Origin of the sequence: Sporosarcina sp. JAI121 (assembly GCF_013408665.1) — a bacterium.
GTDB lineage: Bacteria > Bacillota > Bacilli > Bacillales_A > Planococcaceae > Sporosarcina.
In genome coordinates this window covers 1,894,639-1,909,763 of sequence record NZ_JACCCL010000001.1, presented here as the reverse complement: position 1 = coordinate 1,909,763, position 15,125 = coordinate 1,894,639, and the positions used below count along the sequence as shown (strand labels likewise).

Genomic DNA, 15,125 nt, shown 5'->3' with positions numbered 1-15,125 from the left:
TCGTCTTCCGGATTTTTCATGCGCTGTAGTATAGATTGTTGTACAATAGCGCAGTATAATAAATTAGTCCTGCCGTTTTTCTTATGTTGTATTGTTCATCCTTTTTGTCAGATTGGACGGTTACTTTATTATGACAATTTCAAACCCATATAAACTGGTGCACTTTTATTGCTTGTGATTCGAAGGGCTGTTAGAATTAGATTATAATGATTATAAATAAATATGTGAAACCGTTCAGAGTCATAGGTTGTTCACAATTCCCAGCAGGTAACGGGACAGCCGTATGGTACAATGGAAGCATGAAATAGAACGTGAAAGGTGTGACCACCTGATGCATACAATCGTAATCGGTGTCAATCACCGTACAGCACCTGTTGAAATAAGAGAAAAATTATCTTTCGTTGAAACAGAACTGCCACAGGCGATGCAAACATTGCAACAGCAAAAAAGTATATTAGAAAACATTATTATATCGACTTGTAACCGGACTGAAATTTACGCAGTTGTTGATCAGTTGCATACAGGCCGCTACTATGTGAAGAATTTCCTGGCTGAATGGTTTGATTTGCCGCTTGAAACATTCTCATCACATTTAGTCATCATGGAAAACGACGGGGCCATTGAGCACTTGATGCGCGTTTCAGCAGGAATTGACTCCATGGTTCTTGGTGAAACACAAATACTAGGACAAGTCCGGGACAGTTTCCTTGAGGGCCAAACGATCGGTACGACAGGTACTGTTTTTAATGAGTTATTCAAACAAGCTGTAACACTCGCGAAAAAAGCTCACACTGAAACTGCGATCGGTGATAATGCTGTATCGGTTTCCTATGCGGCTGTAGAACTTGGTAAAAAGATTTTCGGAACTTTGGATAACAAGCATATCGCAATTCTTGGAGCAGGAGAGATGGGCGAACTTGCCCTCAAGAACTTGCATGGAAGCGGTGCGAGTAAAGTGACCGTTGTCAACAGAACACTTTCGAAGGCGGAAGTACTCGCCGATAAATTCGGAGGGGTAGCAAAGTCGATGGCCGAACTGCAATGCACATTGTTGGAAGCGGATGTACTGATAAGTTCAACAGGAGCTAATGACTTCGTTATCGACTTTGAACTTATGCAATTGGTGGAACGGCTGCGTAAGGGAAGACCGATTTTTATGGTCGATATTGCGGTACCGCGTGACTTGGATCCGCGTATCAGCGATTTACCGAATGTATTCCTTTACGATATTGACGATTTACAAGGTATTGTCGAAGCGAACCTCGCGGAAAGAAAGCGGGCGGCTGAAGAAATTGGTCTTATGATTGAACAGGAAATTGTCGTATTCAAGGAATGGATTGCCACGCTTGGGGTAGTTCCTGTCATCTCGGCACTTCGTCAAAAAGCGCATCGTATTCAGTCGGAAACGATGGCAAGTATTGAGAACAAAATGCCCAACTTGACGGAACGAGAGAAGAAAGTGTTAAGTAAACATACAAAATCGATTGTCAATCAATTATTGAAAGATCCTATTTTACAGGTGAAAGAACTTTCAATGGATTCGAAGGCAACCGAGAAGTTGGAACTATTTCAGCAAATTTTCGGCATCGACGAAGATGTAGTGAAAGAGAAGGAATCACTTGCAAAACAGGCGAGGGAACGGTTAAAAGTCAGAGCGGAAAGACATGCTACGGCACAACCGGATTTGACATTTTGAAGGTTTGTCAAAGGGGCGTTTTCGCATCAGTGTGTGATACACTATAGATGCGGAAACGCCTCTATTAGTTCGGAAAGGCAGAGAAGTTATCATGGCTGAAATGATGATGGCGAGGCTGCATGAAGTGATGGTCGTGCTATATGCAATGAGCCTCGTATTTTATTTTATAGATTACTTGAATAAAGATACATTTGCACATCGAAGCGCTTTCTGGATATTATCCGTCGTCTACTTGCTTCAAACATTCTTTCTCGCGATGTATATAATTGAATGGAAAAGGTTTCCCGTTCTCACTCTTTTTGAGGGAATTTATTTTTACGCCTGGCTTTTGATTACTTTATCGATTGTCTTGCATTTGTTTTACAAAGTCGGTCACGCCGTCTTTTTCTTAAACGTGATTGGTTTCATTTTCATGACGATTCATACATTCGCACCTTTGCAAATAGAACAATCACCAATAGGGGAAGCCCTTATCTCGGAACTTTTATTCATTCATATTACATTTGCAATTTTGTCCTATGCCGCATTTGCGATGTCATTCGTCTTTTCGATTCTCTATCTTCTTGTGTATAAGATTTTAAAGAAAAAGAAATGGTCAAAACAATTCGGCAGGCTTCCTTCCTTGCATCAGACGGATATCGGGATGAAAGCTGCACTATATACGGGTATCCCATTCTTGTTTGTCAGTCTGGTTCTTGGTGTGCAGTGGGCAATTGTCGCGCTGGAGACGTGGTCTTTTTTTGATATGAAAATTATCGGATCGTTTTTCCTGCTCGCCGTTTACGGTTCTGTATTATTCTTAAAGCGGAGTGGTAAGCTAACGGGGAATGACTTTGCATGGGCGAACGTATTCGCGTTCCTATTTGTCATCATCAATTTTTTCCTCGGAAGCAAATTATCTGAATTCCATTTTTGGATATAAGAAGAAAAGCGCCAGCGCCAGTTCAGCCCCGACAAGACAGAAGGTAGTCGAGAGGCTAGGCGCTGGAGTCTATACAAAATGAAAGGTTGGATTAATTAAAATGAGAAAAATAATAGTAGGTTCAAGAAGAAGTAAACTTGCAATAACACAAACGAACTGGTTCATCGAACAGATGAAAGCTGCAGGCGCTCCATTTGAATTCGAAGTGAAAGAAATTGTTACAAAAGGCGATCAAATCCTTGATGTGATGTTATCAAAAGTCGGCGGTAAAGGGCTTTTCGTGAAAGAAATCGAGCAAGCGCTGTTCGATAAAGAAATCGATTTCGCTGTACATAGCATGAAAGACATGCCTGCGGTTCTTCCAGAAGGGCTAGTGATCGGCTGTATCCCACCGCGCGAAGACGCTCGAGACGCATTCATTTCCAAAAATCATGTAAAATTCATGGACTTGCCTGTAGGCGCAGTCGTGGGAACATCCAGTTTACGCCGGAGTTCACAATTGCTCCTTCTCCGTCCGGATCTTGACATCAAATGGATTCGCGGCAATATCGATACGCGCCTGAAAAAAATGTACGATGGTGAATACGATGCGATTCTACTGGCTGCTGCAGGCATGAAACGGATGGGGTGGAATGAAGACATCACGACGGAATACATGTCCGTCGAGGATTGCATTCCTGCTGTCGGTCAAGGTGCGCTTGCAATTGAATGCCGCGCAGACGATAAAGAATTACTTGCAGAACTTGCGAAATTGACAGATGAAAAAACGTGGAAAGAAATCGAAGCGGAGCGCACTTTCCTTAGCGAGATGGATGGTTCATGCCAAGTTCCGATTGCCGGCTTTGCAAATTATAATGGCAGTGAAGTTGAATTGACTGGCTATATTGCTTCTCCCGATGCGACACAAGTATTTAAAAAGACTTACACTGGTACGGATCCCGTTGAAGCCGGCATGGAAGTTGCGAAGACACTACGTGCCGAAGGGGCTTCAGAAGTGATTGAGAAAGTGAAGGCGGATATGGATGCGTGACAGTCAACCACTGCTAGGAGAAACAATCATCTTTACAGGAACGCCGAAGTCGGAAGATGTATTTGAACTGGTGGAGCGCTACGGTGGCACGCCAGTTTCCTTACCTCTTATTCAAGTGGCGGAGTTAGTGGAACAGACCGATGAACTCCGTTTGAATGCATGTCCTACCTATGACTGGTTGATCTTCACAAGTCAAAGTGCGGTTGCTGCGTTTGATGCTAAACTTGTTCGCCACAATGTTTCTCCGGAATCGATTCCAGCGAAAATAGCTGCGGTTGGAACCCGTACGGCCGAAGCGCTCGAAAGGCTCGGGTTTACTGTGGAGTTCATTCCGACCGTGTTCAGTGCGGATACATTCGTCAAGGAGTTTAATCCGGTTGAAACAGATATACGCCGTATATTGTTCCTGCGCGGATCGATTGCCGGGGTCACCATAAAAGAGGAACTCCCTTTTGAAGTGGATGAATGGACAGTTTATACGACAGAGCGTGCATATGGCTCCATCGATTCTCTAATTGATTTATTACAGCAAAAGCAGCATTTGAATGTCTTGTTCGCAAGTCCTTCTGCAGTAGCCGTTTTTGCTGAGGAAATTGCTCCACGGACAGGTTGGACCGATTATACAATCGGGGCCATTGGGCATGTAACAGAAAAGGCGCTTATTGAAGCTGGCGCGGTTGTACATGTCAGGCCAGATACATACACACTATTGGATCTCGTCGAAAAGTTGGCGGGACGGAAGGAATGATAACATTGGATACACTACATTTCAGACGTAACAGACGTTTACGCACGTCGAAAACATTACGTTCAATGGTAAAGGAAACTGTTTTGAGAAAAGAGGATTTCATCTATCCCATTTTTGTCATTGATGGGGAAGATATCAATAATCCGATCGCTTCTATGCCGGGCGTTTTCCAAAAGTCGCTTGACCATTTCGCAACTGAACTTGACGAAGTTGTTTCACTTGGAATTCCATCAATCATTCTATTCGGCCTTCCAGCAACAAAGGACGAATTGGGATCAGAAGCTTATTCGGATCAAGGAATTGTCCAAAAAGCGACCCGCTTTGCAAAAGAACGTTATCCTGACCTTATTGTCATTGCGGATACCTGCCTGTGCCAATATACGGACCATGGTCATTGCGGTGTCCTGGAAGGCGGGAACGTATTAAACGATCCATCGTTGGAATTGCTTGCGCGTACTGCAGTTAGCCAAGCGAAGGCGGGCGCGGACATCATCGCGCCGTCGAATATGATGGACGGTTTTGTGGCGGCCATTCGCCAAGGTTTAGACGCGTCTGGTTTTGAACATATCCCGATTATGTCGTATGCGGTGAAATATGCATCCGCTTATTACGGACCATTCCGTGACGCAGCGGAATCCACGCCACAATCAGGTGACCGCAAAACATACCAGATGGATCCTGCAAACCGACTGGAAGCAATGCGTGAAGCGGAATCTGACGTTGCTGAAGGCGCGGACTTCCTGATCGTTAAACCGGCACTTTCGTATTTAGACATCATGCGTGATGTCAAAGACAATTTCACATTGCCGGTTGTCGCTTATAATGTGAGCGGTGAATACGCCATGGTCAAAGCGGCGGCACAAAATGGCTGGGTTAATGAAAAAGAAATCGTTCTTGAAACGTTGACAAGTATGAAGCGTGCGGGTGCGGATCTCGTTATGACGTACCATGCAAAAGATGCGGCACGCTGGCTGGAGGAGAAGTAATTGGAAAAAAACTATGAAAAGTCGAAACAAGCATTTGCGGAAGCTGTAAATCTTATGCCGGGGGGAGTAAACTCTCCTGTACGCGCATTTAAATCTGTCAATATGGACCCGATTTTCATGCAAAGCGGAAAAGGCGCCATGATTACGGATATCGATGGCAATGAATACATCGATTACGTCCTGTCATGGGGGCCGCTAATTCATGGCCATTCCGATCCCGATGTTGTAGAGGGCATCAAACGTGTCGCGGAAACCGGGGCAAGTTTCGGTGCACCTACATTGGCGGAAAATGAACTTGCGCAACTTGTTATCGAGCGCGTTCCTTCAATCGAGATGATTCGCATGGTGTCATCAGGTACGGAAGCAACGATGAGTGCATTGCGTCTGGCACGTGGTTATACGGGTCGCAATAAGATTTTGAAATTTGAAGGATGCTACCATGGTCATGCCGACTCGCTCCTCATTAAAGCGGGCTCCGGTGTCGCTACACTCGGTCTTCCGGATAGCCCGGGAGTACCTGAATCAGTAGCGGTAAACACGATTACCGTTGCCTATAACGATTTGAACAGTGTGAAAGTCGCCATCGACGAATTCGGTGATGACTTAGCGGCTATCATCGTCGAGCCTGTCGCAGGTAATATGGGAGTTGTGCCTCCTGAACCTAGTTTCCTTGAAGGACTGCGTGAACTGACAGAGAAAAACGGTTCACTTCTCATTTTCGATGAAGTGATGACGGGCTTCCGCGTAGGTTACAATTGTGCACAAGGCCATTATGGTGTGACGCCTGACATTACTTGTCTTGGAAAAGTAATCGGCGGCGGTTTACCGGTCGGCGCATACGGTGGGAAACGTGAAATCTTAGAAAATATGGCTCCTGCAGGGACGATTTATCAAGCAGGCACGTTATCAGGTAATCCGCTTGCAATGACTGCCGGTATCGAAACGTTGAAAAAACTGACACCTGATTCGTACAATCATTTCATGAAACTCGGTGATCAGCTCGAAGCCGGTTTCCGTGCAGCTGCGGAAAAGTATGATATTCCTCACACTGTAAACCGCGCAGGCTCAATGATCGGCTTTTTCTTCACCAATGAAAAAGTGTTGAATTATGACAAGGCAAAAACATCCGATCTAGCATTGTTCGCTGATTACTACCGCTTGATGGCAGAAGAAGGCATCTTCCTTCCGCCATCCCAGTTCGAAGGCATGTTCCTATCGACCGCTCATACCGAAGAGCATATTGCAAAAACGGTCGAAGCGTTCCATACCGTATTTGCCAAACTGCGTGCGTAATGCTTGCAGTGCCGTCTAGGTGCGGTGCGAGTAGTGCGAGTGACAGTCACCAAGTCAATTCAAAAACAAACGTGAAATTCATGTTTGTTTTAATAATTAATACAATAGAAATATCCCCCGATCGGTTTTCCGATCGGGGGATATTTACGTTCCCTTATTTTTTCTTCTATCCCAACCGTACCAAGCATACAATTGTTTGTGAAGGAATAGAGGGAGGGAATAGTAATGGAGAAAAAACAATGGCCTATGCAGGAAAACTTTTATTTCCCGGAACATGCAGGTGTACCGACGGGGGTACAATCGGTGACAGTAACGCCCATATTCACCGAAGAACGATCAGAAGATGCGGTCCGGCTGACAGGCATTTATCATATTGCGGCGAATGTCGAATTTGATGAAGGGGTCCTTCGCTCGGGGGAATTCAACGATTCGTACATCCTCATTGACGATGTTGAACTGGATGGCAAAGACGGATATTTTGAATACGCGGTACCGCTCAATATTGACCTGCCGTCGGAAGCGGAGAGCCCACTGGACATTGCGGTGACACAGGCGACAGGTAAACCGGACGGACAAGGTACTTACGAAGTGACTTGGAAGGTAGAATGTACGTACACAAAGAAGGTTGCAATAGTGGAAGAGCCAGAGGAAGTGCAACTAGTAGCTGCGACACCTGTTGCAACAATTGAAAGCACTCCATTCATCGAAACGGATGAAGTGCTATCATTCATAGCTGATCTTACAGACGGCCTATCGACGACGCAATTCCGTTCAAATGATGTTTTTGTAAAGAACGAAAGCTAATCCGCAGAGCAAACATAACAGAAGAAAATCGCCGGTAGTCGGAACGATCAATAAACGAATCAATTGAAAGATGCAAATCGGAATTATGATCCCTTTGCAATAAAACCTGCATTTCCGAAGCCAGGGCGGCAATAGATAAGGGTTATATGATCTTCGCATGACACAATCCTTTCGTAATATACTTGACGTTTGATAAGCTGTTCCGTTACAATCATGGTAACTGCATATGGATGCGATGATTGGGATAGTACGTGTATTGTTTGGACTGAAGAGAGGGTTCCGGTGGTGAAAGGGCCTGTCAAAAATTCACTGAATGTCACCCATGAGCAGTTTCCGTGAAGAGGCTGTTTTCAAAATGAAAACATTCGTAATAGCGGAAGCCGGTTTGAAGCCGTTATCGAAGTTTAAGGTGCACTGTTCTTTTATGTGCACGAATAAAGGTGGTACCGCGAATAGCTCCTTCGTCCTTTAAGGCGATAGGAGTTTTTTTGTACCCAAAAATAAAGGAGGAAACAACATGTCAATTGAAAACAACACATCAATGCCGACGAAATACGATCCGCAGACGATTGAATCAGGCCGTTATGAATGGTGGCTTAAAGGAAAGTACTTTGAAGCACAACCAGAGAGCGATAAAAAACCGTATACGATTGTCATCCCGCCCCCGAACGTCACAGGCAAACTTCACCTAGGCCACGCCTGGGATACAACGTTGCAAGACATCATGACACGCATGAAACGGATGCAAGGCTATGACGCATTATGGCTGCCTGGAATGGACCACGCAGGAATTGCGACACAGGCACGCGTTGAAGCAAAACTTCGTGAAAGCGGGATTTCACGCTATGATTTAGGCCGTGAAAAATTCGTTGAAGAAACATGGAAATGGAAAGATGAATACGCCGGTCATATCCGTGAGCAGTGGGCGAAACTTGGTCTCGGTCTGGATTATTCACGTGAACGATTCACGCTAGATGAAAGTCTGTCGAAAGCAGTACAGGAAGTATTCGTCAAGCTCTACAACAAAGGTCTCATCTACCGCGGTGAATATATCATCAACTGGGATCCGGCAACAAAAACGGCTATCTCTGATATCGAAGTTATTCATAAAGATGTGCAGGGTGCATTCTATCATATGCGCTACCCACTGGCGGACGGAACGGACAGCATCGAAATTGCGACAACACGCCCTGAAACAATGCTTGGTGATACCGCAGTCGCAGTCCATCCGGAAGACGACCGCTATAAACATTTAATCGGTAAAACGGTTAAATTGCCGATTGTCGGTCGCGAAATCCCGATTATCGCAGATGACTATGTCGACATGGAATTTGGAAGCGGTGCGGTGAAAATTACACCAGCGCATGACCCAAATGACTTTGAAATCGGCAACCGTCACAATCTTCCACGTGTCCTCGTTATGAACGAAGACGGTTCCATGAACAACCTTGCCGGCAAATACGAAGGAATGGACCGCTTCGAATGCCGTAAAGAAATCGTCAAAGATTTGCAGGAAATGGGCGTTTTATTCAACATCGAAGAGCATCTACATTCCGTCGGTCACTCAGAGCGCAGCGGTGCTGTCGTCGAACCATATTTATCAACACAATGGTTCGTCAAAATGCAGCCGCTAGCTGATGAAGCGATCAAATTGCAACAAGAAGAAGGGAAAGTGAACTTCGTACCGGACCGTTTCGAAAAAACCTATTTAGGCTGGATGGAAAATATCCATGACTGGTGTATCTCGCGCCAACTTTGGTGGGGCCATCGCATTCCGGCTTGGTACCATAATGAAACGGGCGAAGTGTATGTTGGTCATGAAGCACCCGCGGATAGTGAAAACTGGATCCAGGACAATGACGTTCTCGATACGTGGTTCTCATCCGCGCTATGGCCGTTCTCTACTTTAGGCTGGCCAGATGTCGACAACGAGGAATTCAAGCGTTACTACCCGACAGACGCCCTTGTAACAGGCTATGACATCATCTTCTTCTGGGTATCACGGATGATATTCCAAGGAATTGAATTTACGGAACAACGTCCATTCAAAGACGTCTTAATACACGGACTCGTACGTGCAGAAGATGGCCGTAAAATGTCCAAATCACTCGGCAATGGTGTCGACCCGATGGATGTCATCGACAAATACGGCGCGGATGCATTGCGCTACTTCTTATCGACAGGCTCATCGCCAGGGCAGGACCTTCGCTACTCGACTGAGAAAGTTGAAGCGATTTGGAACTTTGCCAATAAAATCTGGAATGCCTCCCGTTTTGCGCTCATGAACATGGATGGCATGACATACGATGAAATCGATTTATCAGGTGAAAAATCCGTTGCAGATGCATGGATTCTGACTCGATTGAATGAAACGATCGAACAAGTGACAAAGCTTGCTGACCGCTATGAGTTCGGTGAAGTTGGCCGTGCGCTTTACAACTTCATCTGGGATGATTTCTGTGACTGGTACATTGAAATGGCGAAACTGCCATTGTACGGTGAAGACGAAACAGCGAAGAAAATGACGCGTTCCGTTCTTGCGTATGTGCTCGATAACACGATGCGTCTGCTACATCCGTTCATGCCGTTCATCACGGAAGAAATCTGGCAGAACCTACCGCATGAAGGCGATTCAATCACAGTCGCTGCATGGCCGGTTGCGGATGCAACACTGACTGATAAAACTCGTGCAACAGATATGAAATTGCTTATGGATATTATCCGCGCAGTACGGAATATCCGAGCTGAAGTGAATACACCACTGAGTAAAAAAGTTCCTTTATACATCTCGGCAAAAGACGATGCGACTGTAGCCGTACTGGAGGAAAACCGCAGCTACATCGAACGTTTCTGCAACCCAGAGACAATGACAGTCGGCAACGGCATCGCGGCCCCAGGCAAATCGATGTCAGCAGTCGTTACAGGAGCAGAACTGTTCTTGCCACTAGAAGGCCTGCTCAATATCGACGAAGAAATCGCGCGTCTGACAAAAGAGCTCGCGAAATGGCAAAGCGAAGTAAAGCGCGTTCAAGGCAAATTATCGAATGAACGCTTCATGTCCAAAGCACCTGAAGCAGTAGTGGAAGAAGAACGTGCAAAAGAAAGTGACTATCTAGAAAAATACGCGGCGGTTGAACGTCGTATGCAGGAATTGAAGGAAATTTGATTTGAGAAGGAAAGACCTCGCCGCGAATTTGCGAACGGGGTCTTTTTAGACTGTAGAAAGTGTTGGAAACCATCTACTCCGCAGATTTAAGAATTTTTCATGCCTATAGCTAAATAGAACAACTTTTTCAATTGATTATAAATATGGTAATATTGATTCAAGATTGTAACTAATCATGATGTTTAATATAGGATATAGGAAAAATGAACCTATAAGATTATGCTTTTAAAATGGAGGCAGCCATGAAAAAATATATCCATAATGAAAAAGGGCTGACACTTGTTGAAATACTTGCGGCGCTTGTTATTCTTGGAATTGTGTTCATTGGATTTATGAATGTCTTTCCACAAATGACATTGTTTAATGCTAAAACACAAGACAAGTTAGTAACGATGAATTTAGCCAAACAGGAGCTTGTTGAATTGCAGATGACTACCAATAAATTATTGAACATATCACCCTCCCCCCAGAAGGGTCCTTTTAAGAGATATATTTATTCTCAAGATGGCTATCAATTTGAAGTTGACTACTTTGATACCCCGGACTTGTTAAAAGATCCAAATGCAACAGATTCAAAAGCATTATATAAAATCCATATAAAAGTGAAAGCTAAGGATGCTATCAAGGACGGTCCTGTTATTAGTGAGATTTACGGTTATCTGAAAAAATAATTGGTTACTATGAATCGGGGGAACCGAATTGAAAAAAGTTGATGAGAGAGGGATTACGCTCGTTGAATTATTAGCAACAATAGTTTTGGTTTCCATAGTAATGGTTTTGATTTGGAATACGATTTCAATTAGTATGAAGTATAATTTAGCGGAAACAAAAAAACTACATTTGCAACAAGAGGCAAATTACATTATAACCGAAATTCAACGGATACATAGACAATGTGATAGCTATCAATTAACAATTACAGGCAGCGAAGTTTCTATGAAAAAATGTGTAGGTGGAAATCAAATTCCAGATGAAATTGTTAGTAATATTTATCATTACATTGCGTTGCCTGAATATAAAGAAGAAGTAATTGAAGCGAAGATTTATGATTCAACCATTGACTTAAAACTTACCGTCCAAGATATTCAAAACAAGAAACTAAAAGTTGAAGTACAAACAACGATTTCCCGTTATAAGAGCATTCAATGAAAAAGGGGAATGTAAATGGAAACTCATAAAAAACAACAAGGTTACGCCCTAATATTTGTCCTTCTATTAATTATTTTCATCATGATTCTAAGTACCGTCTTTATGCGGGGAGCTATAGGTAATATGAAACAAGAGAAGATAGTGGATAAAAGTAATCTAGCTTTTGTTGTCGCTGAGATGGGAATGGATTATTATCTTCAGAAGATATGGAATGCCGAACGAGTTGTTTTTAATGATATAAAAAAAAAGACAGAGCCTAAATTGGATTTATATATTACGTGTTCAAAAACCCCTAATTGTACGCAGTCAAAGTCGATTAATGAGATAAATAATGAAGCGAAATTAGAGTATAAAAAAAGTTTGGGTAATGAAATTACGGCTATTAAAAATAGTGCTACCAAAAGAGATGATATTAATATAAATGATAAATCAATAACATTTGAGCTTATAGAATTAAATACAGTAAATGAAGTTGAAAACAAAAATCAAGTTGGCGTTAATCTAGAAATCAAAGGGACGTCTTCTACTGAAATGAAAAAAAGTTTAAGAGCTAATATCACATTTACTCTTGATGACTTTATTCTACAAGACCAATCTACTCCCAAAGGGCTGATAACAAAGTCGAAAGAAATGTATGATTACTTCTTAAACGAAAAAGATTTTAAAAAGAATATTATTCCTTGTTCTTCAAATGGGAAGTGTATAGCAGGTAATTATTACACTAATGGGTTAATTAACACTAAAAATCCAAATCAACTTATTGGCCTCATATGGATTCACGATGGAATGTTGAACGCAGGAAACAATATGAACAATATGGATTCTATACTAATCGTGAAATCACTTAAAATAGAAAACAACATGAATAATTTAAACGGAAGTTTAATCTTAATGGGGGGAAATGACAGGTCAGGTAGTATCGAAAGTAATATTGAGATAGGATTTAAATCAAATGGTAAAGTATGCATAAATATTGATGGTTATCGTAAAGAAGATATCGAAAAAATTAAGTTTAGTAGTATTAATAAAGAGAGAGTGTTATTTTATTCAAGCGCAATCAATCCAGTATGGCCAACAAATGCAACGTCTAGTCCAAAATATTCAGGGTCACTTGTTAATTTTTTGAATGTATGTACCGGTTTGAATATTAAGGAAGGTACCAATACAACTGATCCATATATTACCCCATACTTATTTGGAAGTTTAACTGACGTGAATTACCATTGAACTAATTAAAAGTTCCTTGATGACGCACTACTAATCGGTAAACACAAACCAATTTAATAAAAAGAAGACAGTCCATATCAAATGAAATTTTCATTTATATGTTACTTTCGTCTATCCACCTTTAATTTTCAAGATGGAGTTAGGTAGAACGGAAACGGCAAACGAAGCACCGTTGAAAATAATTAATGAATTCCTGGACGGCTAAATTACAAATGTAATGACTTCTGCTGAGTATATTCGGGTTAGACAAGAAAAACATATGGGAATTGAAAAAGGCTAGTTAAAGTAGGTTGGGTTTTTGGAATAATCTATAAAAATGGGGGATATATTACTGACATTTATTTGATAACTAATAAAGGAATTCATGAAAAAAGATCAGTCAAGGAATCACAATTCCTAGCTGATCTTTTACTCTTACTCTGAAATTTTTCCATTGATATACCCCATCAATTTCCCCGCCACCGAAAAATCATGCGTCACATACAGCGATCTAGCTCCAACTGGATCTTCAATCTCATTCAACAACCATCTGCCATCCGGCAACAAAAGAAAATCAATCCCTACATAATCGCTTTTTATAGCCTGTGCGATTGTTGTTGCATCTTTTTCTTGCCAACTGGAAAGTGTGTATTTTTCAACTGAGCCACCAAGGGTATAGTTCGATTTGAAAGAGTCATTACCGGTGCGTTTCACAGCACCGACAACTTCTTTGCCAATCATGAAAACCCTAACGTCCCGAGCGCCCGATTCGATGAAAGGTTGTACAATCAGTTTTCGATTGTGGAACTGGGTAAAGAACGTTTCGGCATCGGCCTCCACCGTACATAGAAATACCTCGTCACCACCATGTCCATCGACCGTTTTCAATACGCAGGGGTACGTATCGATTTCTTCAACAGCACGAATCGCTTTCGTCGGAACAGCGGGAATACCGAGTAAAGTAGCCAGCTCAAACGTACGCAGTTTGTCATTTGCAATGCGATTAACTTCTGCTCGGTTGAATAGCCGGAAACCTTCCATCTCAAACTTTTTTGCACGTTTAGTATCGCGATCCCTGAAAAGAATGAAATTTGCATCGGGCTCTGGCTGTTCATCATCGACTAGTAATAGGAGTTCAATCCCGAACTTCCTAGATTCCTCCATTAAATCATCAATAAAAGCACGATTCCTCTTCGATTCGCCTTTTGAATAATACACATAGCCCTTCATGACAACTTCCTCAAAATATAGGCGATCATCGCATCTGCAACATTAATACCCGTGACGTTGTAAATATTACGGATGTGGGCGGCTGCGTTCACTTCACAGACGAGCGGTTCTTCATTGGCACCGAATAGTAGGTCGACACCTGCAAACTCTGCCCCGACCGCGTGAGCCGCTTGTATCGCCAACATTTTTTGGCGTTCTGTCAGTTCAATTACTGTAGCGACACCTCCGTTCGTAATGTTCGCCCTGAAATCGGTTTCAGAATGACGGTACATCGCCGCAACGATTTCACCTCCGACGATGTTCACGCGGATATCACGTCCTCTGCTCGTTGCAATGAATTTCTGGAACACATAGTCAACGCCGCGCAATTCATCCGTCTTTTCAAAGAACTGTTCTTCCGTTTCAATCAAGTACACCTTCATGCCAAATGATCCGTGTCCTTCTTTAATAATCATCGGCAGTCCGAGACGTTCCAGCACTTGTTCATAGTAGCCTGAATCTTTGATTGTAAAATTCGGATACACTTTCGGTGCAATGATTGTTTCAGGCATCTGAATGCCTTGTTTCGATAGTTCGAGATATTGTTTCGCTTTGTTATCGCATGTCTCGATGACGTCGGGGTCATTGAATACGGGGATTCCTGCATTCTTCAAGAATGTTGCAAGAAGAATATCTTTATCAAGAAAGACAACAAAATCCGGACGATTCTCCAGATTCGTATCTAAATTCATCATCACTTCATAATTCTTTTTAAGTTCAGTGCGTACGCCAGCGCGTTCAGCCGCCTCTTTCAGCAGCTCAGCCTGATCCTTGAATTTATCGCTCGTCAGACTGCCATTATAAATTACCCAACAACTATGCATTACGTACCCTCCGGAAATGATATACTTTTTCT

Annotated in this window: 13 protein-coding genes and 1 other annotated feature; of the genes, 11 read left to right on the top strand and 2 right to left on the bottom strand. The window is 42.8% G+C overall.

Features of this window, described 5'->3' with window-relative positions; genetic code table 11:
* Window positions 1-331 precede the first annotated feature (331 nt).
* The 11 genes from hemA to HDC33_RS08930 all read left to right on the top strand — a co-directional run bounded on the left by hemA (window position 332) and on the right by HDC33_RS08930 (window position 13,021).
* Window positions 332-1,696: a glutamyl-tRNA reductase gene (hemA, locus tag HDC33_RS08980; RefSeq protein ID WP_179392111.1), complete on the top strand. Its 1,365-nt coding sequence runs from the start codon at window positions 332-334 to the stop codon at window positions 1,694-1,696.
* Window positions 1,697-1,787: 91 nt separating this feature from the next.
* Entirely contained in the window at window positions 1,788-2,618 is an 831-nt protein-coding gene (locus tag HDC33_RS08975; protein WP_179392110.1) for a cytochrome c biogenesis protein, read from the top strand.
* Window positions 2,619-2,718: 100 nt separating this feature from the next.
* Window positions 2,719-3,648 carry a hydroxymethylbilane synthase gene (gene hemC / locus HDC33_RS08970; protein WP_179392109.1) on the top strand — a complete coding sequence of 310 codons (930 nt, stop codon included), beginning with the start codon at window positions 2,719-2,721 and terminating at the stop codon, window positions 3,646-3,648.
* Window positions 3,641-4,396: a uroporphyrinogen-III synthase gene (locus tag HDC33_RS08965; protein WP_179392108.1), complete on the top strand. Its 756-nt coding sequence runs from the start codon at window positions 3,641-3,643 to the stop codon at window positions 4,394-4,396. Before hemC ends, HDC33_RS08965 begins: the two co-directional genes overlap by 8 nt.
* A gap of 5 nt (window positions 4,397-4,401) precedes the next feature.
* Window positions 4,402-5,382 (top strand): porphobilinogen synthase, encoded by a 981-nt coding sequence (hemB, locus tag HDC33_RS08960; protein WP_179392107.1) that lies wholly within the window; start codon window positions 4,402-4,404, stop codon window positions 5,380-5,382.
* Window positions 5,383-6,675, top strand: a complete 1,293-nt coding sequence (hemL, locus tag HDC33_RS08955; protein ID WP_179392106.1) for a glutamate-1-semialdehyde 2,1-aminomutase — start codon at window positions 5,383-5,385, stop codon at window positions 6,673-6,675. It begins immediately after the preceding gene.
* Between the two features lie 225 nt (window positions 6,676-6,900).
* Window positions 6,901-7,479 (top strand): hypothetical protein, encoded by a 579-nt coding sequence (locus HDC33_RS08950; RefSeq protein ID WP_179392105.1) that lies wholly within the window; start codon window positions 6,901-6,903, stop codon window positions 7,477-7,479.
* A gap of 226 nt (window positions 7,480-7,705) precedes the next feature.
* Window positions 7,706-7,951 (top strand) — a binding site (T-box leader).
* A gap of 45 nt (window positions 7,952-7,996) precedes the next feature.
* A complete protein-coding gene (locus HDC33_RS08945; protein ID WP_179392104.1) occupies window positions 7,997-10,645 on the top strand; it encodes a valine--tRNA ligase in 2,649 nt (882 codons plus the stop codon).
* A 242-nt stretch (window positions 10,646-10,887) separates the two neighbouring features.
* Window positions 10,888-11,316, top strand: coding sequence for a type IV pilus modification PilV family protein (locus tag HDC33_RS08940; protein WP_179392103.1), 429 nt, complete (start codon window positions 10,888-10,890; stop codon window positions 11,314-11,316).
* 28 nt (window positions 11,317-11,344) lie between these two features.
* Window positions 11,345-11,794 carry a PulJ/GspJ family protein gene (locus HDC33_RS08935; protein WP_179392102.1) on the top strand — a complete coding sequence of 150 codons (450 nt, stop codon included), beginning with the start codon at window positions 11,345-11,347 and terminating at the stop codon, window positions 11,792-11,794.
* A gap of 15 nt (window positions 11,795-11,809) precedes the next feature.
* Window positions 11,810-13,021, top strand: coding sequence for a hypothetical protein (locus tag HDC33_RS08930; protein WP_179392101.1), 1,212 nt, complete (start codon window positions 11,810-11,812; stop codon window positions 13,019-13,021).
* A gap of 414 nt (window positions 13,022-13,435) precedes the next feature.
* Here the strand turns inward: HDC33_RS08930 and HDC33_RS08925 are convergent, their stop codons facing one another.
* Window positions 13,436-14,230, bottom strand: coding sequence for an ATP-grasp domain-containing protein (locus HDC33_RS08925; RefSeq protein ID WP_179392100.1), 795 nt, complete (start codon window positions 14,228-14,230; stop codon window positions 13,436-13,438).
* Entirely contained in the window at window positions 14,227-15,093 is an 867-nt protein-coding gene (locus tag HDC33_RS08920; RefSeq protein ID WP_179392099.1) for an ATP-grasp domain-containing protein, read from the bottom strand. The genes HDC33_RS08925 and HDC33_RS08920 overlap by 4 nt, the downstream gene beginning before the upstream one ends.
* Between the last annotated feature and the right edge of the window lie 32 nt (window positions 15,094-15,125).

Excerpts from the sequence above, each read along its gene's own strand:
- hemA (WP_179392111.1), top strand. The coding sequence starts at position 332 with ATGCATACAATCGTAATCGGTGTCAATCACCGTACAGCACCTGTTGAA.
- HDC33_RS08975 (WP_179392110.1), top strand. The coding sequence starts at position 1,788 with ATGGCTGAAATGATGATGGCGAGGCTGCATGAAGTGATGGTCGTGCTA.
- hemC (WP_179392109.1), top strand. The coding sequence starts at position 2,719 with ATGAGAAAAATAATAGTAGGTTCAAGAAGAAGTAAACTTGCAATAACA.
- HDC33_RS08965 (WP_179392108.1), top strand. The coding sequence starts at position 3,641 with ATGCGTGACAGTCAACCACTGCTAGGAGAAACAATCATCTTTACAGGA.
- HDC33_RS08950 (WP_179392105.1), top strand. The coding sequence starts at position 6,901 with ATGGAGAAAAAACAATGGCCTATGCAGGAAAACTTTTATTTCCCGGAA.
- HDC33_RS08945 (WP_179392104.1), top strand. The coding sequence starts at position 7,997 with ATGTCAATTGAAAACAACACATCAATGCCGACGAAATACGATCCGCAG.
- HDC33_RS08940 (WP_179392103.1), top strand. The coding sequence starts at position 10,888 with ATGAAAAAATATATCCATAATGAAAAAGGGCTGACACTTGTTGAAATA.
- HDC33_RS08930 (WP_179392101.1), top strand. The coding sequence starts at position 11,810 with ATGGAAACTCATAAAAAACAACAAGGTTACGCCCTAATATTTGTCCTT.
- HDC33_RS08925 (WP_179392100.1), bottom strand. The coding sequence starts at position 14,230 with ATGAAGGGCTATGTGTATTATTCAAAAGGCGAATCGAAGAGGAATCGT.
- HDC33_RS08920 (WP_179392099.1), bottom strand. The coding sequence starts at position 15,093 with ATGCATAGTTGTTGGGTAATTTATAATGGCAGTCTGACGAGCGATAAA.